20 protein-coding genes are annotated in these 21,183 nt (G+C 58.4%); all 20 read left to right on the top strand.

Annotation, left to right across the window (positions count from 1 at the left end):
- Position 1: 1 nt before the first annotated feature.
- The 20 genes from I6G83_RS21285 (at position 2) to tssG (ending at position 21,103) form a co-directional block, all read left to right on the top strand.
- On the top strand, positions 2–1,225 hold the full coding sequence (locus I6G83_RS21285; protein WP_015672859.1) for a DotU family type VI secretion system protein: 1,224 nt from the start codon (positions 2–4) through the stop codon (positions 1,223–1,225).
- Positions 1,225–4,869, top strand: a complete 3,645-nt coding sequence (gene tssM, locus I6G83_RS21290; RefSeq protein WP_054306799.1) for a type VI secretion system membrane subunit TssM — start codon at positions 1,225–1,227, stop codon at positions 4,867–4,869. Before I6G83_RS21285 ends, tssM begins: the two co-directional genes overlap by 1 nt.
- 22 nt (positions 4,870–4,891) lie before the next feature.
- A complete protein-coding gene (gene tagF / locus I6G83_RS21295; RefSeq protein WP_054306798.1) occupies positions 4,892–5,611 on the top strand; it encodes a type VI secretion system-associated protein TagF in 720 nt (239 codons plus the stop codon).
- Between the two features lie 29 nt (positions 5,612–5,640).
- A complete protein-coding gene (tssA, locus tag I6G83_RS21300) occupies positions 5,641–6,666 on the top strand; it encodes a type VI secretion system protein TssA (protein ID WP_054306797.1) in 1,026 nt (341 codons plus the stop codon).
- Between the two features lie 130 nt (positions 6,667–6,796).
- Positions 6,797–7,336 (top strand): type VI secretion system contractile sheath small subunit, encoded by a 540-nt coding sequence (tssB, locus tag I6G83_RS21305; protein WP_015672863.1) that lies wholly within the window; start codon positions 6,797–6,799, stop codon positions 7,334–7,336.
- Between the two features lie 3 nt (positions 7,337–7,339).
- Positions 7,340–8,845, top strand: coding sequence for a type VI secretion system contractile sheath large subunit (tssC, locus tag I6G83_RS21310; protein WP_015672864.1), 1,506 nt, complete (start codon positions 7,340–7,342; stop codon positions 8,843–8,845).
- 56 nt (positions 8,846–8,901) lie between these two features.
- Positions 8,902–9,408, top strand: a complete 507-nt coding sequence (locus I6G83_RS21315; protein WP_071823834.1) for a type VI secretion system amidase effector protein Tae4 — start codon at positions 8,902–8,904, stop codon at positions 9,406–9,408.
- A complete protein-coding gene (locus I6G83_RS21320) occupies positions 9,405–9,848 on the top strand; it encodes a T6SS amidase immunity protein Tai4 family protein (protein WP_072186147.1) in 444 nt (147 codons plus the stop codon). Before I6G83_RS21315 ends, I6G83_RS21320 begins: the two co-directional genes overlap by 4 nt.
- 192 nt (positions 9,849–10,040) lie before the next feature.
- The gene (locus I6G83_RS21325) at positions 10,041–10,523 is read left to right on the top strand and encodes an Hcp family type VI secretion system effector (RefSeq protein WP_054306796.1); all 483 of its coding nucleotides are present in this window, start codon (positions 10,041–10,043) and stop codon (positions 10,521–10,523) included.
- Between the two features lie 55 nt (positions 10,524–10,578).
- The gene (locus I6G83_RS21330) at positions 10,579–11,064 is read left to right on the top strand and encodes a type VI secretion system amidase effector protein Tae4 (RefSeq protein WP_072186146.1); all 486 of its coding nucleotides are present in this window, start codon (positions 10,579–10,581) and stop codon (positions 11,062–11,064) included.
- Positions 11,049–11,429, top strand: coding sequence for a T6SS amidase immunity protein Tai4 family protein (locus tag I6G83_RS21335; RefSeq protein ID WP_054306795.1), 381 nt, complete (start codon positions 11,049–11,051; stop codon positions 11,427–11,429). Before I6G83_RS21330 ends, I6G83_RS21335 begins: the two co-directional genes overlap by 16 nt.
- 64 nt (positions 11,430–11,493) lie before the next feature.
- Entirely contained in the window at positions 11,494–11,874 is a 381-nt protein-coding gene (locus I6G83_RS21340) for a T6SS amidase immunity protein Tai4 family protein (protein WP_054306808.1), read from the top strand.
- Between the two features lie 742 nt (positions 11,875–12,616).
- Positions 12,617–12,973 (top strand): hypothetical protein, encoded by a 357-nt coding sequence (locus tag I6G83_RS21345; RefSeq protein WP_015672874.1) that lies wholly within the window; start codon positions 12,617–12,619, stop codon positions 12,971–12,973.
- A 75-nt stretch (positions 12,974–13,048) separates the two neighbouring features.
- Entirely contained in the window at positions 13,049–14,920 is a 1,872-nt protein-coding gene (gene tagH / locus I6G83_RS21350; RefSeq protein ID WP_197910549.1) for a type VI secretion system-associated FHA domain protein TagH, read from the top strand.
- Positions 14,920–15,693 (top strand): PP2C family protein-serine/threonine phosphatase, encoded by a 774-nt coding sequence (locus I6G83_RS21355; protein WP_015672876.1) that lies wholly within the window; start codon positions 14,920–14,922, stop codon positions 15,691–15,693. Before tagH ends, I6G83_RS21355 begins: the two co-directional genes overlap by 1 nt.
- A 26-nt stretch (positions 15,694–15,719) precedes the next feature.
- Positions 15,720–16,727 carry a hypothetical protein gene (locus I6G83_RS21360; RefSeq protein ID WP_054306213.1) on the top strand — a complete coding sequence of 336 codons (1,008 nt, stop codon included), beginning with the start codon at positions 15,720–15,722 and terminating at the stop codon, positions 16,725–16,727.
- A 16-nt stretch (positions 16,728–16,743) separates the two neighbouring features.
- The gene (locus tag I6G83_RS21365; RefSeq protein WP_054306212.1) at positions 16,744–17,565 is read left to right on the top strand and encodes a type VI secretion system accessory protein TagJ; all 822 of its coding nucleotides are present in this window, start codon (positions 16,744–16,746) and stop codon (positions 17,563–17,565) included.
- 1 nt (position 17,566) lies between these two features.
- Positions 17,567–18,145, top strand: a complete 579-nt coding sequence (locus I6G83_RS21370; RefSeq protein WP_054306211.1) for a type VI secretion system baseplate subunit TssE — start codon at positions 17,567–17,569, stop codon at positions 18,143–18,145.
- Between the two features lie 4 nt (positions 18,146–18,149).
- Positions 18,150–20,036 carry a type VI secretion system baseplate subunit TssF gene (gene tssF / locus I6G83_RS21375; protein WP_015672880.1) on the top strand — a complete coding sequence of 629 codons (1,887 nt, stop codon included), beginning with the start codon at positions 18,150–18,152 and terminating at the stop codon, positions 20,034–20,036.
- Positions 20,033–21,103, top strand: coding sequence for a type VI secretion system baseplate subunit TssG (tssG, locus tag I6G83_RS21380; RefSeq protein ID WP_054306210.1), 1,071 nt, complete (start codon positions 20,033–20,035; stop codon positions 21,101–21,103). The genes tssF and tssG overlap by 4 nt, the downstream gene beginning before the upstream one ends.
- The last annotated feature ends 80 nt before the right edge of the window (positions 21,104–21,183 follow it).

Here is a 21,183-nt window from a genome sequence, read left to right on the forward strand (position 1 = left end):
TATGACACAGGAAAACATCCAGGCCGCGCAGTGGGACAACCCATTGGTGGCCGCCGCCAATCCGCTGCTGAATGCGATCTCGCAAATCCGGCAGTCGGCGACGCACGCCAATCCGGCGCAGCTGCGTCAGCAATTGATCGATGAGGTTCGCCGTTTCGAAGTGCGCGGTCAGCGCGCCAATCTGCCGTATGAAGTGATTATCGGCGCGCGCTACTGCCTGTGCACCGCGCTGGATGAAGCCGCCGCCCTCACCCCCTGGGGCAGCAACAGCGTCTGGTCGGGCAGCGGCCTGCTGGTGACCTTCCATAACGAAACCTGGGGCGGCGAAAAATTTTTCCAGCTGTTGGCCAAACTGTCGCAAAGCCCGCGCGAGCACATCAACCTGCTGGAGCTGGTCAACTACTGCCTGCTGCTGGGCTTTGAAGGCCGCTACCGGGTGATGGAGAACGGCCGTTCGCAGTTGGAAACCATGAAACAGCGCCTGCTGCAGCTGATTCGTTCGGTACGCGGCGGCTATGCGCCGCCGCTGTCGCCCAACGCGGTCGACCTGCCGGTGCAGCAAAAACTGTGGCGGCCGCTGGTGCCGCTGTGGGCCTGCGCGGCGCTGACCGGTTTTCTCGCCTCGCTGCTGTTTATCGTGCTCAACTGGCGTCTGGGGGATGCCACCAGCCCGGTGCTGGCTTCAATCTACCAGACCAACCTGCCGCAGGTGACGATCGGCAACCCGGCGCCGGCCGCGCCGCCGGTGCTGAGCCTGAAGAGCTTCCTGCGCAAAGAGATCGCCGAAGGTCTGGTGGTGGTGCGCGACGAAGCGCAGCAGAGCGTGGTGATCCTCAAAGGCGACGGGCTGTTCAACTCCGCCGCCACCAGCGTCCGCCCGGCGTACGTCCCGGTTATCGACCGCATCGCCAAGGCGATGAACGGCGTCAGCGGCAAGATTCTGGTGACCGGCTACAGCGACAGCCAGCCGATCCGCAGCGCCCGCTTCGCCTCGAACTGGGAACTGTCGCTGGCGCGCGCCGAGGCGGTCAGCGAACGGCTGCAAAAGCATCTTGATAACCCTCAGCGGGTGAAAGCGGAAGGCCGCGGCGAAAGTAATCCGGTCGCGCCGAATAACAGTAAAGAGAACCGTGCATTGAACCGCCGGGTTGAAATTACGCTGTTGGTTGCGCCAGAAAATACTCAGGCGGAAATCAATGGACTGCAGCAAGGAAACGGAAAGTAATGCTTAGTACGTTATTCTCCATCATCACCAGCCGCCTGTTATGGGGGTTTGCCGGCATCAGCGCCCTGGCGTTCATCATCTGGATGATCGGCCCGCTGGTGGCCATCGGCGATTACCGTCCGCTGGAGCCGGAACTGAACCGCATCATCACTATTGCGGTGATCTATCTGATCTGGGTGCTGTGCCGCATTGTGCCGCGCATCTACAGCGCCTGGTTTAACCGCAAGCTGCTCAGCAACCTGCGCGCCAGCGAGCAGACGCCGGCCGACGACGCCGACGCCAAGGCGGAGCCGCAGCAGGATCAGCTGCTGGCGCAGCGCTTTGACGAAGCCGCCCAACTGCTGAAAAAGGCGCGCTTTGCGCCCGGTCAGGGCGATAAACACCGCTGGATGACCCGCTTCAGCCGCCAGTATCTGTATCAGCTGCCCTGGTACGTGATTATCGGCGCGCCGGGCGCCGGCAAGACCACCGCGCTGGTGAACTCCGGCCTGCACTTCCCGCTGGCGGACCGCTTTGGCAAATCCGCGCTGCGCGGCGTCGGCGGCACCCGCAACTGCGACTGGTGGTTCACCAACGACGCCGTGCTGCTGGACACCGCCGGCCGTTACACCACTCAGGAGAGCCAGCGGGAAGAAGACGCCGGCGAGTGGAAGAGCTTCGTCAACCTGCTGAAAAAGTACCGCACCCGCCAGCCGATTAACGGCGTGATGGTAACCATCAGCGTCGCCGATCTGATGACGGAAAGCGCCGAAGCGCGCAACGCGCAGGCCAGCGCGCTGCGTAAGCGACTGATTGAACTGCACGAACAGCTGGGCATCCACTTCCCGGTTTACGTGATGGTGACCAAAACCGACCTGCTCAACGGCTTTATGGCCTACTTCAGCGGCTTTGACAAAGCGCAGCGCGACCAGATCTGGGGGTTCACCTTCCCGTATGAACGCTCACGTCAGCCCGACTTTAACCTCAGCGGCGAATTTGAGCAGCAGTATACGCTGCTGCAACAGCGCCTCGACGCGGCGCTGCCGGATACGCTGCTGGTCGAGCACGATGCGCGCCAGCGCTCAGAGAGCTATCTGTTCCCGCAGGAGTTCGCCGCACTGCGTCCGCTGCTGGCGCAGTATCTGGACGTGGTGTTCGCCACCTCCAGCTTTGAAACCCGCTTCACGCCGCGCGGCATTTACTTTACCAGCGGCACCCAGGAAGGCCTGCCGTTCGACCGGGTGATGGGCGAGCTGAACCGCTATCTGCAGCTGCCGTCCAACGGCGCGCAGGGCAACGGCGGCCAGACCTCCTGGGACAGCGTCAACGACGAGGCGCCTATCCCGGCGGCCAAAGGGCAGAGCTTCTTCCTGAAAGAGACGCTGGAATCGGTGATCTTCCAGGAGTCCGGGCTGGCCGGCAGCAACCGCTGGTGGGAATACCGCAACCGCGCGCTGCACTGGGCCGGCTATATCGGCCTGGCGCTGGTGCTGGTGATTCTGGGGATTTTCTGGTTCACCAGCTACGGCAACAACAAGGCCTATCTGGCCGAAGTTTCCGCCAAGGCGCCGTCCGTGGAGCGTCAGGGCCAGGGGCTGACGCAGCTGGACTCCGGCGATATGTTCGCCCTGCTGCCGTTCCTGAACAGCGTGCTGCATCTGCCGGACAGCCAGAACTTCTCGCTGGACGATCCGCCGTTTACTTACCGGATGGGGCTGTATCGCGGCGACCAGGTCAGCGACGCCAGCAACGCGCTGTACCAGAAAACGCTGAAAGAGCTGCTGTTGCCGCAGGTGGCGCAGCAGATCGCCACCACCCTGCGCAACGATAACCACGGCGATGCCGACTTCAGCTACGAAGCGCTGAAGGCTTACCAGATGCTGTATCTGCCGAAGCAGTACGACGGCAAATTCCTGCGCGCCTGGGTGATGCTCAACCTGCAGCGCAACCTGCCGCAGGGCAGTACCAAAAAACAGCTGCAGCAATTGGAATGGCACCTGAGCCAACTGCTTGACGGCCAGATTCAGGCATCGCCTTACGCCAGGGACGAAGCGCTGGTCACCCAGGCGCAGGCCGCCATCAACCGCGCGCCGCTGTCGCAGCGCGTCTATGGCCGCCTGAAGCGTCTGCTGCTGAATCAGACCGAGATTAAACCGGTGCGTCTGGTGGATCTCGCCGGTCCGCAGACCGAGCTGGCGTTTTCGCGCAAAAGCGGCAAGCCGGTCACCGACGGCATCCCGGGCCTGTTTACTCCGCAGGGATACTGGAAAGCGTTCGACAGTAATATCGATAAAGTGACCGATACGCTGCGTCAGGAAGATGTCTGGGTGCTGAACACCCAGACGCCGGAGCAGAAAAGCGCCGACCTGACCAAGACCGTACGTCAGCTTTATATGCAGGATTTTATCGACGTCTGGGATGAGCTGCTGGGGGATATTCAGCTGGCGCACATCGGCAACCTGACGCAACGCATCAGCAGCGCGCGCCTGCTGTCCGGCAACCCGTCGCCGATGCGCAACCTGCTGGTCAACGTCGGTAAAAACGTTACGCTGCGGGAAGAAAAAGACGCTGAGGAAGCACGTTCGCTGGCGGATAAGGCCGGCGAATCCATCAACCAAAGCGCCAACCGCACGCTGGAGGCTCTGTTCACCAACCGGACGAACAACGCCGACGGCGACGTCTCCACCCAGCCGGAACAGGTGGTGATGGCGCACTTCGCGCCGCTGCTGGAGCTGGCTCAGGGCCAGGGCGAAGGCAGCAAGGCGATTGTGTTTGACGGCGTGCTCAAGCAGGTCGACGAACTGTACAGCTATCTGACTGCGGTGCAGGGCGCGGCCAACAGCGGCATGTCCGCACCGCCGAGCGACGTGATCCCGCGCCTGCAGGCGGAGTCCGGCCGTTTGCCGACGCCGTTCAAACAGATGCTGTTGTCACTGGCGATCGGCGCCAGCAGCGATACCCAGCGTAAGGAGATGGAGAACGTAAAAAAGCGCATCAGCTTTGAGGTCGGCAGCTTCTGCCGGCAGGCGATAGCTGGCCGCTATCCCCTCTCCTCGCGCTCGCAGCGGGACGTGACGCCGGACGATCTGGCGCGCATGTTCGCCCCCAACAGCGGGCTGATGGACAGCTTCTTCCGCGACAACCTGCAGGGCAAAGTGGACACCACCCGCGCCAACTGGCGTTTCACGCCGGGCGTCGATGGTAAAACCCTGCCGGGCGGCGAAGGCATTCTGCGCTCGTTCCAGCAGGCGCAGCGCATCCGCGATGCGTTTTTTGCCAACGGCACCGCCACGCCGTCTTACCGCGTGACGGTAAGGCCGGTGCGGATGGATAACGATATTCTCAATATGACGCTGGATATTGACGGGCAGCTGTTCAAATACAGCCATGGTCCGCTGGTGCCGCTGGTGGTCAGTTGGCCAGGCACCCGCAACACCAATCAGGTTCACCTGCAGCTGGCGCTGGCGAACGGCACCACCGCCAGCCGGCTGACCAGCGGCCCCTGGGCGCTGAACCGGATGGTCGATATGGCCAGCCTGTCGGCCGGCGGCAGCAGCCTGAGCCGTCAGGCGACGTTCAACCTCGACGGCCACCGCGTCACGCTGGAATTCACCGCCAACAGTATCCGCAATCCGTTCCAGCTGCCGGCATTCTCCTGCCCGTAGCCCCGAAAGGACATTCATTACCATGAGCAACGACCAAAGCCCGACAGCGAGCATCGGCTGGTATGGAAAGATTCCCACCGCCGGTGATTTTTTACAGCGCCGCCTGCCCGACTTAGTGGTCAGTAACTGGGCCCAGTGGTTTCACAATGGCTTAGTCAGCCAGAAACAGAACTTGCCCGACAACGCCAGCAACCCGTTCAGCAATGCGCCGGTATGGAACTTCGTCATCCCCGCGACGCTCGGCAGCCAATATATCCAGCTGGGCTGCCTGCTGCCGGCGCGCGACCGCGTGGGACGCCACTACCCGATCTGCGCCATCCGCCTGTTTACGCCGGAAGAGTGGCACGTTCAGCAGTTGAACATGGCGGCAGAGTGGTACCGCCAGCTGGGGCATACCCTGCTCAACGGCGTGCGCAACGGTTTTTCCGCCGAGCAGATCGACCACAGCCTGCTGAAGATACCGGCCTTGCCGACGCCGCCGGCAGAGAGCGAATCGGAAATTCTGTCGATTATCGGCTTCCGCCATCCGGATCTGCCGGGCCTCGGCTGGCAACAGGCCGCCGACTGCTTCGACCCGGCGCAGTACACCAGTTTCTGGTGGACCAATCAGTGCGACGGCCATCCGCTTTACACCCACGTGCACAGCGGCAACCTGACGGTGCAACTGTTCTCGCTGCTGTTCGAGCCTAACGGCTGGGCGCGCCCCGGCCGCGGCGGGCAATATCCGCAAATGTTTGATTAACAGCGTTTTCATTTATCTAGAGACTGAGTATGGCTATCGAAACTCTGCTGACCCCGATTGACGCGGATTCTCCCTGCGGCGACAACCTGGAGTATGACGCTGACTTTTTAGCGATGGAGCAGGCCTGCGCCGGCAAGGCTGAGCAGCAGTTCGGCGACACCATTATTCCGGCCGAGGCGCCGGACTGGGTGCAGGTGGAACGCCTGGCGACCGCGCTGCACGAACGCACCAAGGATCTGCGCGTCATGCTGCCGCTGACCCGCGCCTGGACGCAGCTGCGCGGCCTGCAAGGCTATGCGGACGGCCTGACGCTGATTCATCAGGCGCTGGACCGCTACTGGGAACCGCTGCTGCCGCTGCTGGAGTTCGACGGCGAGGCGGATCCGCTGTTTCGTATTAACGTCCTGGCCGACCTCGGCGACAAGTCCGCCCTGACCAGCTGCGTACGCTCCGCCTGGCTGCTGAAAAGCGCCGCCGGCGAGATTACGCTGCGCGACGCCTGTTCGCTGCTGGACGGCAGCAAACAGGAGTGCGCCACCTTCCCCGGCGGCCGCGCCCGTCTGCAGGATGAGCTGGCCCAGCAGGAGCAGCCGGCGGTAACGCTGGTGCGCACCATCCTCCAGCAGCTGGCCGCCATTCGCGACATCGTGACCCGCCACCTGGGTGAGAGCGCGCTGCCGGAAATGCACATCCTGCTGAAGATGTTCAACGTCATTGCGCAGGCCGGCTCTACGGCGCAGCCGGAGGTCGCCGCGCCGGAACCGCACGACGAGCAGCAGCCCGCCGCCCCTGCCGGCGCCGTACCGGCCGCCGCGGCGGTGCACAACTGGCGCAGCGCGCAGATCCAGTCGCGCGACGATGCCCAGCTGATGCTGGAAAAGGTAAAAAACTATTTTCAACTGAATGAGCCCAGCCATCCGGCGCCGCTGATGATTGACCGCGTGCAGCGCCTGATTACCCTGGACTTTATGCAAATCGTCCGCGACCTGGCGCCCGATGGTCTCAACCAACTGGAAACCATTCTTGGGCGCACTGATAACGACGACAATAACTGAAACTGAACCTCAGCTTGTCGTTTTTCGTTTCGACCACTATCGTTGCCTGTAGTAACAGACGCAGGCCAGAATTTGAACGACGCCGTCAGCGATGGCAATCGTTCCTAATCGTCATTAGATGGAGTAACTCATGGCAAACTCGAAATCCCGCAGCGGACAGAAGTTCATCGCCCGCAACCGCGCGCCGCGCGTCCAGATTGAATATGATGTCGAAATCTACGGCGCAGAACGCAAAATTCAGCTGCCGTTTGTAATGGGTGTGATGGCGGATTTGGTCGGTAAACCGGTAGACCCGCAGCCGAGCGTCGACGAGCGCAAGTTCCTCGACATCGACATCGACAACTTCGACGAGCGTATGAAGTCGTTGAAGCCGCGCGTGGCCTACCAGGTAGACAATACCCTGACCGGTGAAGGGAAACTGAATATCGATCTGTCCTTTGAAAGCATGGACGACTTCTCCCCTGCCGCCATCGCCCGCAAAGTTGACTCGCTGGACGGCCTGCTGGAAGCACGCACCCAGCTGTCCAACCTGCTTTCCTATATGGACGGTAAAAACGGCGCCGAGGAGCTGATCTCCCAGATCCTGCAAAACCCGGAGCTGTTGAAATCTCTGACTAACGCGCCGAAACCGGCAGAGCCAAAAGACGACAATAACGAGCGTGAGGATTAATTGATGAGCAACTCGCCTCAGCAACAACAAGCGTTACAGACCAGCGAAACCTTATCCAACGACGAGTTCAGCGCGCTGTTGAACAAAGAGTTTCGTCCGAAGACCGATCAGGCGAAAGAAGCCGTCGCCAACGCGGTGAAAACCCTGGCGCAGCAGGCGCTGGAAAACACCGTGACCGTATCCTCCGACGCTTACCGCACCATTCAGGCGTTGATCGCGGAGATTGACGAGAAGCTGTCGCAGCAAATCAACAAAATCATTCACCATGAAGATTTCCAGAAGCTGGAAGGCGCCTGGCACGGCCTGCACTATCTGGTCAACAACTCGGAAACCGACGAGCTGCTGAAAATCCGCTTTATGAGCATCTCGAAGAAAGAGCTAGGCCGCACGCTGAAGCGCCACAAGGGCGTGGGCTGGGATCAAAGCCCGATCTTCAAGAAAATCTATGAAGAAGAGTATGGCCAGTTCGGCGGCGAGCCGTTCGGCTGCCTGGTGGGCGACTACTACTTCGACCACAGCCCGCAGGACGTTGAACTGCTGGGCGAAATGGCCAAGATCAGCGCCGCGTCGCACTGTCCGTTCATCGCCGGCACCGCGCCAAGCGTGATGCAGATGGAATCCTGGCAGGAGCTGTCCAACCCGCGCGATCTGACCAAGATCTTCCAGAATACCGAATACGCCGCCTGGCGCAGCCTGCGCGAATCGGAAGACGCCCGCTACCTGGGCCTGGTGATGCCGCGCTTCCTGGCGCGCCTGCCTTACGGCATCCGCACCAACCCGGTTGACGAATTTGACTTCGAAGAAGATACCGACGGCGCAACGCACGGCAACTACACCTGGACCAACGCCGCCTATGCGATGGCGACCAACATCAACCGCTCCTTCAAAGAGTACGGCTGGTGTACCGCAATCCGCGGGGTGGAATCCGGTGGCGCCGTAGAGAACCTGCCGTGCCATACCTTCCCGAGTGACGACGGCGGCGTGGATATGAAGTGCCCGACCGAAATCGCCATCAGCGACCGTCGCGAAGCGGAACTGGCGAAAAACGGCTTTATGCCGCTGGTGCACCGCAAGAACTCCGACTTTGCCGCCTTTATCGGCGCCCAGTCGCTGCAGAAGCCGGCGGAATACTACGACGCCGACGCCTCGGCCAACGCCCAGCTGTCCGCGCGCCTGCCGTACCTGTTCGCCTGCTGCCGCTTTGCACACTACCTGAAGTGCATCGTGCGCGACAAAATCGGTTCCTTCCGCGAGCGCGACGATATGGAACGCTGGCTGAACGACTGGATCATGAACTACGTGGACGGCGACCCGGCCAACTCCTCGCAGGAAACCAAATCCCGCAAACCGCTGGCCGCGGCGGAAGTTCAGGTGGAAGAGATCGAAGACAACCCGGGCTACTACAGCGCCAAGTTCTTCCTGCGTCCGCATTACCAGCTGGAAGGTCTGACCGTTTCCCTGCGTCTGGTGTCGAAACTGCCTTCGCTGAAGAAAAACGACGCGTCCTGATGCGCCGATGACGGGCTGCGGTAATGCGCAGCCTGATTAAGATAAGGATATTGTCTATGGGCACGAGGCCACGTTTTCTTGCAGCATGGGCTGCTGCAAAAAATATTTATGATCCCAATGATCCATTGGGAAAAGTGAAAAATACTATCGGTGGTGCTGTAAAGCGCAATTTCGATATCCCTGTAAATAAAGGCGGATGGGAAAACAGTTGTGCAGTAAGAATGAGTTACGTTCTTAACTACACAGGCCACCCCGTCCCCAGGATAGGTCAGTTAACCGTCTCTGGCGCAGATAAGAAATGGTATTTTTTTCGAGTCAGGGACTTGATTGCCTACCTTACCACTACATGGGGAAAGCCAGATTTAATAATGAGTTATCCGCAATTGCCTGTAACTCAACTGGCTAATAGGAAAGGGCTAATTCTATTCGAAATTACGGGTTGGAGTAACGCTGGTGGACACGCAACCTTTTGGAATGGCTCTCAGTGTTCCGATCATTGTTATTTTAATGAGGCTAGTGCTCAGTACTCGACCACACATGCTAACTTCTGGGAATTACCATGAGTAAGTTGATAATAACCAGTCTCACTACGGTCTTAATAAGTCTTTCCCTGCAATCATTTGCTAAAGATATCCATGACCCGGTAGCATTTATCAAGAAAATGCCTTATCAGCAGGCGGTCAAAGAACTGGCATTATCCCGTTGTTTATCTCAGGTTTCTGATTCAGACAAAACTTTTTCTATTGACGCGGCCAGAACGGCTAATGCGATAAGAGACTGGATACCGTTTGATATAGAGTCTGGAGATGATAAAATCAACGCGCTTATTGATAAATTCAAGGCAAGAACCAATGAATTTCATAGCGAATCTGAAACAAACAGTCAGGGTGTCACCCTGAACTGCTTGCGGTTATATCACAGCCCTGAATTAGATGATTTGTCCCGCACGTTAATCGTCGGCAATCCAAATCATTCATGGGAAACAGATAATCCGCATAAGTAATTATTGAGACATTATTCTTTTAAATAGTATCTCGATAATCAATACCGATAGCCTTCGGTATTTTCATAAGGTGCATGGCACAAGGAGCGTTAAATGGTAGTGCATTGCCAAATTTCCAATTCCTGCTGCTATTACCTGATTTTTTCAACGCAACGTTAATATTATTTAACCCTTAAAAAGAGTAAATAAACTATGGCTATTGATATGTTCCTGAAAGTTGAAGGCGCCAGCGGTGAATCTAAAGATTCCAACCACAAAGGCTGGACCGACATCACTTCTTTCTCCTGGGGCGCGTCCCAGCCGGGCAACATGAGCGTGGGCGGCGGCGGCGGCGCCGGTAAAGTGTGCTTTAACGACCTGCACGTTAACGCGCTGGTTGATAAATCCACCCCGGCTCTGCTGAAGCACTGCTCCAGCGGTAAGCACCTGACCAAAGTCGAACTGTCCGTCTGTAAAGCCGGCGGTACTCAGGTTGAGTATGTAAAAATCACCCTGGACGACGTACTGGTTACCGCTGTGCAGTACACCGGTTCAGGCGGTGAAGACACCGTTGGCGTAACCTACTCCTTCCAGGCTGCTAAAGTTAAACAGCAGTACTGGGAGCAGAGCGATAAAGGTGGTAAAGGCGCAGAAAGCAGCGCAGGTTGGAACATCAAAGAAAACCGCGAAGCTTAATCTGTCCTCCCCCGGCTGCGGCCGGGGGTTTATATATAAGCAAAGGAAATGCAGCATGCAAAGACCCACATTTGGCCCAGCATGGATTCGATTTTCTGAAGTTAATATCAGTGTAAGCCAGGTCGGCGCACTGATCGGTGGAAAAGTTAAAAGCAATATTGAAAAAGGTATTTTTCAAAATGCCTGCCCCATCCGAATGAGTTATGTACTTAATTATACAGGAATATCTATCCCTGCAAATTCAGGATATGCAGCCGTTTCTGGAAAAGATAAGAAGTGGTATATCTATAGAGTCAATGATATGATTCGCTTTTTAGAAGAGCGTTTTGGTAAACCCGACATTACTGAAAGATCTCCTACCCCAGCAAAGTTTTCAGGTAAAAAAGGAATCATGGTCATTCTTGGTAATGGATGGAACAATGCCAGAGGGCATGTCACATTATGGAATGGTGATATTTGTTCTGACTCCTGCCATTTTATGGGCGATCCTGAAAACGGTAGTTTTGTTCCAGAGGTGGCGTCACTATGGATATTAAAGTAAATACTCTCTCCATCTCAATAATCACCTTGTTATTTTCAACGTCACTGTTCGCTGAAAATATTAAGATAGAAAATCTGCCACAAAATAAAATCTATGACAATTGGCTAATCAGTCGTTGCATCGGTGAATTTACTGACTCAGAAAGCACCCGGCAGGATGCATTCCGCTCTGCCAGTGCTTATCTTGAATTCAGTCAACTACCGATCGAGGCCTTTGACAGCAGCGAAGTGCTGATACATCAGTACCTGCAAAAAAAGAGTAGCGGTTCAGTGCCCGGAAGCTATAACACATTGGCCTGTCTTTCATTACCAACATCAGAACAAGCCAAAAATATTTTCAAGAAATACGCAGTCATCAGTGAATAAAACAAACGCTTTACGGTGGCGGCCAGCATGGAAAGTAACAACGTAAAACATGGAAAAGATAATTATGAAAAATAATAAATTATCGTTTCTTGGCTGCCTTAGCCTGGCCTGTTTCTTCACCTCTTTATCTGTCTATGCTGCACCGCGATCTTACCACGGTGATGCAGTGAGCTATCTGAAGAACTACGCTATCAGCGTTTGTATTGCCAAAGGCTATTCGGCAACAGAGGTTAAAAATGACGCTGCCGCAGTGGCAAGAGGCTATAGTGAGTTTGGCGAATACTCACTTGAGGCACATAGCGCGGTGCGCAATCTGGCTCAACAGTTTCTTACCAGACATTATGACAGCATGTCCGGTGAACCGATGACGCTAGCCAAGTGCATTGATCTCTATCATAGCCGGGAACTTGATAGCATCATCGAAAAATATAAAGATAAAAAGTAATGGGTTGGTAATGAACAATGATGTCACCCTTTCCACCTTTAACTACTCATATGGTTTTGTGTTTTCATATTTTATCATTTCCATAATATTCTTTGTTTTTCTTTTCTATTTAAAGAAATACGTCACACAAAAGCATAGCTATCCGCTTTTTATTTTATCAACGATCATTGTTGTCATTTGTGGTGCGGTGCAATTTATTATTTTTGGCGAAGGTGATTACTTCTTTAGCCTTTTTTACCCAGTGGATTTTATCAAGTATCAAGTTGTGCAATACGGGGGGGTGTTTTTCACTATCGCCTACTCTTTTTTGCTACCGAGAAACACATACTATAAAAAATAATTTATAAGCATTACGAGATATGGATGCCTCAATGAATAATGACGTTACGCTATCTACATACTCATACGGACTAGTATTTAGTTATTACCTTATATCCATAGCATCAGTAGTCGCACTTTATTTACTCAAAAACTTCTCAAACCAACGGCACAGTTACTTACTATTCTTTGTAAACACCCTCATAGTGGTAGCCATTGGTTTTTTGCAATACTCCGTTTTCGCCTACGGAAGAGATTTTATAAACACATTCCACCAGACTGATTTAAATGATTACAATATAATTCGATTCGGTGGGTTGTTTTTTGTTTTCATCTATTTATTTCTTCTACCACGCAACACATATTACAAAAAACCAAAGAATGAAAGTAAAAACCAACATAAAAACAAAAAACAAGGTTAACAATGAGCATGCCACTATCGACTTACCCTTACTCCTACGGATTCCCTGTTAGCTATTTTTTGATATCCATTGCGGTACTGCTGGGGCTCTACTTTTTACGTAAAAAAACCATACGCCTGCACTGGTTTCCGTTATTTACTGCGCACTTTGGCGTGACAGTTGTCTGCATCGTGCTGCAAACCGCCATTTGTCTTGACGGTGAAGCTATCTTTGACCGCATTTACCCGGCTATCGACTTCCCCGATTACCCTGAAGTCTGGTACGGCAGCATATTTTTTATAGTCGCTTATTTTCTGTTATTGCCGCCCGTCACTAACTTTGAAGACGCGTCCGAGACACCGCCGTCAGAACGGCAATAAACCTTTTATCCATCACTACCCGCAGCCATGGGCGTGAAAACAGTTTGCATCAAACCTAATCAGCAGGAATGCCTTATGCGATTTTCTATTGTAAAAAACAAAAATGGCCAAAACCCGCCGCAAAGCAGTTGCGACTTCCTGCCGCCGGGCGGCACCATCGGCCGCAGCGTAGACAACAACCTGGTTCTGCCGGATGAAGAGCGTGCAATTTCCCGCCTGCAGGCCATTGTGCATATTTCCGCTGACGGCGAGTGCCGCATCACCAACCGCGGCAACGTCACCCGCGTCCTGCTTAACGATATTCCGCTGGAGCGCGGCCGTCAGGTGGAGCTGCAGGATGGCGATATCCTCGGTATCGATGACTACCAGATCCAGGTCAACGACCTGAATCAACAGGCCGCGCCGGTTCAACAACCGGCAGCGCAACCGGTCGCCCAAGCGCCGGTCGCCGATGCCCCGCCGGCCGCCAAGGCAAACGGCGCCGCGCCGATCCCTAACGAAATCTGGGACAGCCTGGTGGAAGAGTTCACTCCGGCCACCGCCGCCGCGGCCGTACCGCCGAAGGCGGAGCCTGCGCCGCAGCCCGACCATAATCCGCTGCTCGACCGGCCGCAGCGCGAGCTGAACCCCAGCGACCCGCTGGGCCAGTTGGCTGGCGATGTCGATCTGCATCAGCTGCAGCAAAAACAGACCGACCCGGCCGAACTGTTTAAGACCGACAGCACCTTCGAGCGCGATAATATTCTGACCGATACCACCCCGAGCGCACTGCTGGCGGAAAACCAACCGAAGCAGGCCAAGCCTGAGGCGTCAAAACGTCCGCAGCCGGCGGTGACGGAGAGCAGCAATAATAAAGACGAAGAGTTGGATCCGCTGGCGCTGTTCGGCGACTCCGGTGCGCCTAGCGCGCCGGGTGCAACAAACAGCAACGATCCGCTGGGGCTGCTGATGGGCGGCGCCGTGCCGCTGACGCAGCCGGAAGCTGCACCGAGCGCAGTCGCGCCGCAAACGCCGGCAGCAACGCCTGAGCCGCCAAAACCGCAGGCTGCGCCGCAGCCAAAGATCGAGCCAAAGGCCAAACCGCAACCGCAACCGCAACCGCAACCGCAACCGCAAATTCAGCCAAAACCGACGCCGAAACCACAGCCTCAGCCGCAAGCTGCCGCACCGCAGGAAGCGCCGCGCCCGGCGCCCGAGCCGCTGATACAGCCGGAGGCCGCGCCGCATGCCGAACCGCAGCCGCGCACCCGCCCGGGCAACCGGCTGGGCATTGACCCCATCGCCTACCAGAACGCCCGCGCCCAGGGCGCTGCCGCGCCTAACGGCGACGCGCTGGAAGGCCCGCTGCTCGCCGCGCTGCTGCAGGGCATCGGCCTGGACGATCTGCAGCCGCAGCCGCATTTTGACGAACAACAGGTGCGTCAGGTCGGCCGTCTGCTGAGCCTGTTCTCCCAGGGCACCGTCGCCCTGCTCTCTTCACGCTCCATTCTTAAACGCGGCGTGAAGGCGGAGATGACCATGATCCTCGACGAGGCCAATAACCCGTTCAAACTGCTGCCGTCCGGGAAAACCGTGTTGATGCAGATGTTCGGCAGCCAGATGCCGGGCTTTATGCCGCCGGAACAGGCGGTGCGCGATGCGCTTATCGACCTGCAGGCGCACCAGCTGGGGATGATCGCCGGCATTCGCGCCATTATCGCCGCCATGCTGCAGTCCTTTAACCCGGACCGGCTGGAAGAAGAAGCGCGTAAAGAGGGCTCCGCCCCGCGTCTGGCGCTGCCTTCCAACCGCAAAGCGGCGCTGTGGGACTATTTTGTGAAAAATTACCAGCAGACCTCGGGCGAGATCGAAGACGACTTCCATACGCTGTTTGGCGAAGCCTTCCTGCATGCCTATGATGTTGAAGTGAATCAGTACAAAGACTCCCAAACCAAACCGGACGTGTAATGAATATCACCATAGCCTCTACCTCTAATCAGGGCGGCCGCGCCTCAAACCAGGATCAGACCGGCGAAGTGGTTGGCAACCGTGCGGCCTGCTTCGTGGTGTGTGACGGCATCGCCGGTTTTCCCGGCGGCGAAGTCGCCGCCAAACTGGCGCGCGACACCATCCTGGATAATTTCAACGGCGAAAAACATCTGGATGCGCAGAGCATTCGCCAGCATATCTCGCAGGCAAATGCGGCCATCCACCAGCAGCAGAGCCAGTCCGAAGAGTACAGCAAAATGGGCACCACGCTGGTCAGCCTGTTTATCGACCGGGATTATCAGCTGGCCTACTGGGCGCACGCCGGCGACAGCCGCCTGTACCTGTTCCGCCGCGGCTACCTGCACGCGGTCACCACCGACCACAGCCTGATCCAGCAAATGCAGGACGCCGGCTACCAGACCAGCGGCATCAACAGCAACCTGCTGTACTTTGCGCTGGGGCTGAATGAAGAACGCGACGCCACCTACAGCGACGTACTGCAGCTGGAAGATGGCGACGTTTTCCTGCTGTGCACCGACGGCTTCTGGCACAGTTTCACCCAGGCCGAACTGGAGCAATCGCTGCATATGGTCAACTCCCCCAGCGAGTGGATCGCCCTGATGCAGCAGGCATGGAAGAAAGACAACAACAGCGATAACTACAGCGCTATCGCCGTATGGATTGGTTCCCCGCAAGAGACCACGCTGCTGCATTCACTGGCGGATGCCGAACGTTTTCTCACGCGCGACTGAACCGCATAACACAGCTAAGGTTAACGATGAAATATTGGATGCCCGGTGTGATCGCCCTGATGGCGGTCCCCGCCGTTCACGCGGCAAATTACCGGCTGGTGTATTCCCCCAGCCAGAAACTCGAAGTCTTTATCGACAACGTCAAAAATAACAAGCCGGAGAGCTGGTGTGCGCCGAGCATTCCGCTGCGTATTGTCTCTGCCAACGCCAAGGACGCCGCCGTGCTGGACGGCTTCCTGCCGCGGGTCGGCAGCCTGCTGGCCAAACAGTGCCCCGCCGTCAGCCAGCTGCCGTGGACGCTGACCGACAAGGCCGGCAATCAGCTTGCCGCCGGCGACGCGCAGAAAAACCAACGCTGGAAGCCGCAGGTTAAAACCGCGCCGGCGCCGCAGACGCAGCCGGAAGCCGCGCCGGAAGCGCAGCAGGAAACTCCGATGCCGCCGGCCGCGGTCGCCGTCAGCTCGCCGCAGGCCGACGCCACGCCGGCGCAGGTGTTCGAACTGCCGAAGGGCTGCAAGTTCCGCACCTACTGGCAAGGCAGCGACGCCGGCAGTGCGATGTTCATTCCTTCCGGCGGCAACCTCACCTGCCAAAACGACGGCTGGCTGAGCGGCAGCGACAACGTTCAGCTGCAAAGCAACGGCAAAAGCAGTTCGCCGGCCATCAGCTTCCTGCAGGGCTACCCGCTGATGAATATTGACGTAACCGGCAAGACGCTGACCGTGGTCAGCGCCAACCGTCAGCGTATGGTGCTCGCCAATCCGCAGGTGGCCGGCAGCTATCTGGTGCTGCCGTTTGACAGCGCCCAGCACGCCTGGTTCTTCAGCGGCACGCTGATCGCCGAGCTCCCTCGCCAGCAGGCCGCCGACGCCGAACGGGTGAAACAGCGCGTCGCCAAGGTGCGTGAAACCTGGCAGCCGCTGCTCAAAGCCTATCGCGAACCGCTTAGCGTACGGCTGGTGGATCAACTGGCCGCCGACCGGGTCGACCCGGCCAGCGGCAGTTATCTGACCGTCCAGAACGCCGCCCACTGATTTAAGAGGTATTGTTGTGAAATCATTAACCGACGTATTACAAGGCGGCTCCATCAGCGCAGCCACCCTGGCGGTGGAAGCCGATATCAAAGCGCGCCCGGCCGACGCCGATCTGCGCGCGGCGCTGGTGCAGCTATTGTGCCTGAGCGGCAACTGGCAGCGCGCCAAAGCACAGCTCAAATCCTGGCAGGCGCTGAAACCAATGGCGCAGCCGACCACCCTGCTGCTGCTGCAGTCGGTCGAGGCCGAACTGCAGCGTCAGGCGGTGTTTGCCGGCCAGGCCGCGCCGGCGCTGCTGAAGCAGGATCAGCCCTGGCTCGGGCTGATGATTCAGGCGCTGCAGCTGGACGCGGCCGGCGACGCCGCACAGGCGCAGGCGCTGCGTGATCAGGCGCTGGAAGACGCGCCGGCCGGCAGCGGCAGCCTGCTGCTGGCGGATGGCGGTGAGGAAAAAACCGTCGCCTTCGACTGGCTGACCGACGGCGACGGCCGCCTCGGCCCGGTATGCGAGCTGGCGCTCAACGGCACCTATTACTGGCTGCCGTTCTCCGCCATCGCCGAGATCCAGTTTCAAGCGCCGCAAAGCGCCATCGATCTGGTGTGGAGCCATGCGCTGGTGCGCCTGACCGACGGCCGCGAACAGGTGTGCCAACTGCCGGCGCGCTATCCATTGGCGGCAGACAGCGACGATGCTCTGCTGCTCGGCAAACGCACCGAATGGCAGCCGCTCGGCGACAGCCCGCACTACCTCGGCTACGGCCTGAAAACCTGGCTGAGCGACAGCGACGAGTTTCCGCTGCACAGCCTACGTCAGCTGAGCTTCGATCAGGACGCCTGAGATGAACGACAAGCACCTATGGGGCAATCATAACGGCGACGATCTGCGCCGGCAGGGATACCGTCAGCGCCAGGACAGCGAACGTCTGACCTCACGCGACAAGATGCAGCCGGTGCTGCTCGACCTGCTGACCGACGACGAACCGCATAAAAAGCAGGAAGCGCAGGTCCGCAATCTGGTCTCGCACAGCGAACTGCGGCGGCGCGTGCTGCGCGATCTGCAGTGGCTGTTTAACTGCGTCAACAGCGAAGCGAATCTCGACCTCGGCGATTTTCCTCAGGTGCGCCGCTCCACGGTGAATTACGGCGTCGCCTCGCTGGCGGGCAAGCGGATGTCGGACATCGAATGGCAGGATATCCAGCGCGCGCTGACCGAGTCGATCCTGAATTTTGAGCCGCGCATACTGCCCGAAGGGTTGCAGGTGCGCTGCGTCTCCGACACCGGCTCACTGGAACTGCACAACGTGTTATCAATTGAAATCAAGGGCCGCCTGTGGTGCGTGCCCTATCCGCTGGAGTTTCTGTTCAGAACCGACGTCGACCTGGAAAACGGCCACTTCGATCTGAAAGACATAGGGTAAGGCGATGGACAGTAAACTGTTAGAGTATTACAACCGCGAACTGGCCTATCTGCGCGAGATGGGCGCGGAGTTCGCCGAGCAGTACCCGAAGGTCGCCGGGCGTCTGGGCATGCGCGGCATCGACGTGGCGGATCCCTATATTGAGCGGCTGATGGAGGGCTTCGCCTTCCTGACCTCGCGCGTACAGCTGAAGATGGACGCGGAATTTCCGCGTTTCTCCCAGCGGCTGCTGGAAATTATCTACCCGAACTACCTGTCGCCCACGCCGTCGATGGCGATAGCCGAGCTGCAGCCGGACAGCAGCAAAGGCGACATCAGCAACGGTTTTACCGTTCCGCGCGGCACCATGATGGACAGCCAGACGCTGAAGAAGAACGGCATCACCTGCAGCTACACCACCGCCCACGACGTCACGCTGCAGCCGGTGCGGCTGAAAAGCGTGGAGCTGGGCGGCATTCCGGCCGATATTCCGTTCTCCTCCCTCGGGCTGCAAAACCGCGGCTGCGTCAGCGCGCTGCGCATCCGGCTCGAGTGCTACGACAGCGTTACGCTGAACAGTCTGGATCTCGACAACCTGATGTTTTACCTCTCCGGGCCGGACATGCAGGCGCAGCAGCTGCTGGAACTGCTGATGCAGCACAGCGTCGGCATGCTGTGTCAGACGGTGGAGCCGCAGCCGCAGCGGCGCGTGCTGGCGGATGACGCGCTGCGTCAGGAGGGCTTTGCCCCGGAACAGGCGCTGCTGCCGAACGACCTGCGCAACTTCGACGGCTACCGCCTGCTGCAGGAATACTTCGCCTTCCCGGCGCGCTTCCAGTTCTTCAGCATCAGCGGCCTGCAGCCGCTGCTGCGCAGCGTGCGCGAAAGCAAAAAAACACTGCGTCAGTTTGAGATCGTGGTGCTGCTGGACCGGCACGACGCCGCGCTGGAGCGGGTGATCGACGTCAGCCACCTGGCGCTGCACTGCACGCCGGTGATCAACCTGTTCCCGAAAGTGGCCGAACGCATCACCCTTAACGAAAAAAATCATGAATACCACCTGGTGGTCGATAATATCCGTCCGCTGGATTATGAGGTGTTCTCGGTGCAACGGCTGGGCGGCAGCGCCAGCGAAAAACGCTACGAACAGGAGTTCCGGCCGTTTTACAGCACGCTGAGCGAAGATGACGGCAACTACGGCGCCTACTTCTCGCTGCGGCGCGAACAGCGCACCCTCTCCTCCCACGCCCGGCGCTACGGCACCCGCACCGGCTATGTCGGTTCCGAAGTGTTCGTCTCGCTGGTGGATGAGCGCCAGTCGCCCTGGCACAGCGATCTGAAATACCTGACGGCCGACGTGCTGTGCACCAGCCGCGACCTGCCGCTGATGCTGATGCAGCAGGATCAGGGCAACTTCGTAATGCCGGACTCCATCCCGATCAAGCGGGTGTTCCTGCGTAAAGGGCCGACGCCGCCGCGCCCGGCGCTGGCGGAAGGCATGATCACCTGGCGGCTGATCAGCCAGCTGCAGCTTAACTACCTGAGCCTGATGGACGGCGATCCGGAACAGGGCGCGGCCAGCCTGCGTCAGCTGCTCGGCCTGTACGGCAACCTGAGCGAGCCGGCGATCGCCAAACAGATCCAGGGCGTGCGCAGCTGCAACCTGCGGCCGGTGTACCGCCGGGTGCCGGAGCCGGGGCCGATCGTGTTCGCCCGCGGCATCGCCATCGATCTCACCGTCGACGATCAGGCGTTCTCCGGCAACAGCCCTTATCTGCTCGGCAGCGTGCTGGAACGGCTGTTCTCACGGCTGGTGGCGATGAATACCTTTACCGAAATGACGCTGTCCAGCCAGCAGCGCGGTGAAATCGCCCACTGGCAGGCGCGCATGGGCAAAAGGACGCTAATATGAGTGAAAGCGTAACCGAACTGCCGGCCAGCGATGCGCCGCAGATCAACGCGCTGCACCGCCTGCCGGACGACTTCTGGCTGCGGCTGCGCGCCGCGCCTTACCGTTACGATCTGTTCCAGCTGCTGCGGCGGCTGGACGCCCAGGGCGGCCAGCCCTATCTGCTGGGACGCGCCCCGCTGCCGCGCCATGAGATGCTGCGCCTGGGGCAGGAGCCGTCGCTTTCATTCGCGCCGTCGACGCTGGCCAAGGTCACGCCGCGCAGCGGCAGCCCGCTGCATGACGTGTCGATTCTGAGCTTCGGCCTGTTCGGCCCCAACGGCCCGCTGCCGCTGCACCTGACCGAGTACGCGCGCGAACGGATTTATCACCATCAGGACAGCACCCTGACGGCCTTCGCCAACCTGTTTCATCACCGCCTGACGCTGCTGTTCTACCGCGCCTGGGCCGATGCGCAGCCGACGGTGTCGCTCGACCGGCCCGACAACGGCAGCTTTAACGATTATCTGTCAAGCCTGATCGGCAACGGCCAGCCGGCGCAGCGCCAGCGCGACAGCATCAACGCGCACGCCAAGCATTTTATGGCCGGACATCTGATTCGCCACAGCCGCGACCCGGAAGGCCTGAGCAAAATTTTACGCGGCTATTTCCAGGTGCCGGTGCGCATCGTGGAGAACGTGCCGCACTGGCTGCGGGTTGACCCGCGCGAACAGGCGCGGCTGAAAGGCGGGCGCGGCGCCCCGCGCCTGGGGGAATCGGCGTTTCTCGGCGTGGCGGTGCGCGACGTGCAGCACAAATTCCGCATCGAACTCGGCCCGATGTCGCAGCAGGAGTATGACCGTTTCCTGCCCGGCGCCGAGCTGTGCGAGCAGCTGCGCGACTGGGTGCGCCAGTATCTGGGCATTGAATTTGTCTGGGAGGTCAAGCTGATTCTGGCGAAGGAACAGCTGATCGGCACCCAGCTTGGCGGCGCACAGCGGCTGGGACTCAGCAGCTGGATGGCCGCCGAACGGCGTCAGCACGACGCCGGCGATCTGATCTTCAGCCCGGAACCGCTGGAAGATATTTAACGGGGCGCGCGACGCCGCGCCCGTCAATTACATCGATATGTTTAAAACGCAGGCAGGACTGCCCTGCCCCTACGAGGAAA

This window comes from Serratia rubidaea (assembly GCF_016026735.1).
GTDB lineage: Bacteria > Pseudomonadota > Gammaproteobacteria > Enterobacterales > Enterobacteriaceae > Serratia_B > Serratia_B rubidaea.

Bases quoted from the DNA above. Each gene is read 5' to 3' on its own strand.
- tssC (WP_015672864.1), top strand. From the start codon at position 7,340: ATGAGCAACTCGCCTCAGCAACAACAAGCGTTACAGACCAGCGAAACC.
- I6G83_RS21330 (WP_072186146.1), top strand. From the start codon at position 10,579: ATGCAAAGACCCACATTTGGCCCAGCATGGATTCGATTTTCTGAAGTT.
- I6G83_RS21285 (WP_015672859.1), top strand. From the start codon at position 2: ATGACACAGGAAAACATCCAGGCCGCGCAGTGGGACAACCCATTGGTG.
- I6G83_RS21340 (WP_054306808.1), top strand. From the start codon at position 11,494: ATGAAAAATAATAAATTATCGTTTCTTGGCTGCCTTAGCCTGGCCTGT.
- I6G83_RS21320 (WP_072186147.1), top strand. From the start codon at position 9,405: ATGAGTAAGTTGATAATAACCAGTCTCACTACGGTCTTAATAAGTCTT.
- I6G83_RS21370 (WP_054306211.1), top strand. From the start codon at position 17,567: ATGAACGACAAGCACCTATGGGGCAATCATAACGGCGACGATCTGCGC.
- tssG (WP_054306210.1), top strand. From the start codon at position 20,033: ATGAGTGAAAGCGTAACCGAACTGCCGGCCAGCGATGCGCCGCAGATC.
- tagF (WP_054306798.1), top strand. From the start codon at position 4,892: ATGAGCAACGACCAAAGCCCGACAGCGAGCATCGGCTGGTATGGAAAG.
- tagH (WP_197910549.1), top strand. From the start codon at position 13,049: ATGCGATTTTCTATTGTAAAAAACAAAAATGGCCAAAACCCGCCGCAA.
- I6G83_RS21360 (WP_054306213.1), top strand. From the start codon at position 15,720: ATGAAATATTGGATGCCCGGTGTGATCGCCCTGATGGCGGTCCCCGCC.
- I6G83_RS21325 (WP_054306796.1), top strand. From the start codon at position 10,041: ATGGCTATTGATATGTTCCTGAAAGTTGAAGGCGCCAGCGGTGAATCT.
- I6G83_RS21335 (WP_054306795.1), top strand. From the start codon at position 11,049: ATGGATATTAAAGTAAATACTCTCTCCATCTCAATAATCACCTTGTTA.
- I6G83_RS21355 (WP_015672876.1), top strand. From the start codon at position 14,920: ATGAATATCACCATAGCCTCTACCTCTAATCAGGGCGGCCGCGCCTCA.
- tssF (WP_015672880.1), top strand. From the start codon at position 18,150: ATGGACAGTAAACTGTTAGAGTATTACAACCGCGAACTGGCCTATCTG.
- tssM (WP_054306799.1), top strand. From the start codon at position 1,225: ATGCTTAGTACGTTATTCTCCATCATCACCAGCCGCCTGTTATGGGGG.
- I6G83_RS21315 (WP_071823834.1), top strand. From the start codon at position 8,902: ATGGGCACGAGGCCACGTTTTCTTGCAGCATGGGCTGCTGCAAAAAAT.
- I6G83_RS21345 (WP_015672874.1), top strand. From the start codon at position 12,617: ATGAGCATGCCACTATCGACTTACCCTTACTCCTACGGATTCCCTGTT.
- tssB (WP_015672863.1), top strand. From the start codon at position 6,797: ATGGCAAACTCGAAATCCCGCAGCGGACAGAAGTTCATCGCCCGCAAC.
- tssA (WP_054306797.1), top strand. From the start codon at position 5,641: ATGGCTATCGAAACTCTGCTGACCCCGATTGACGCGGATTCTCCCTGC.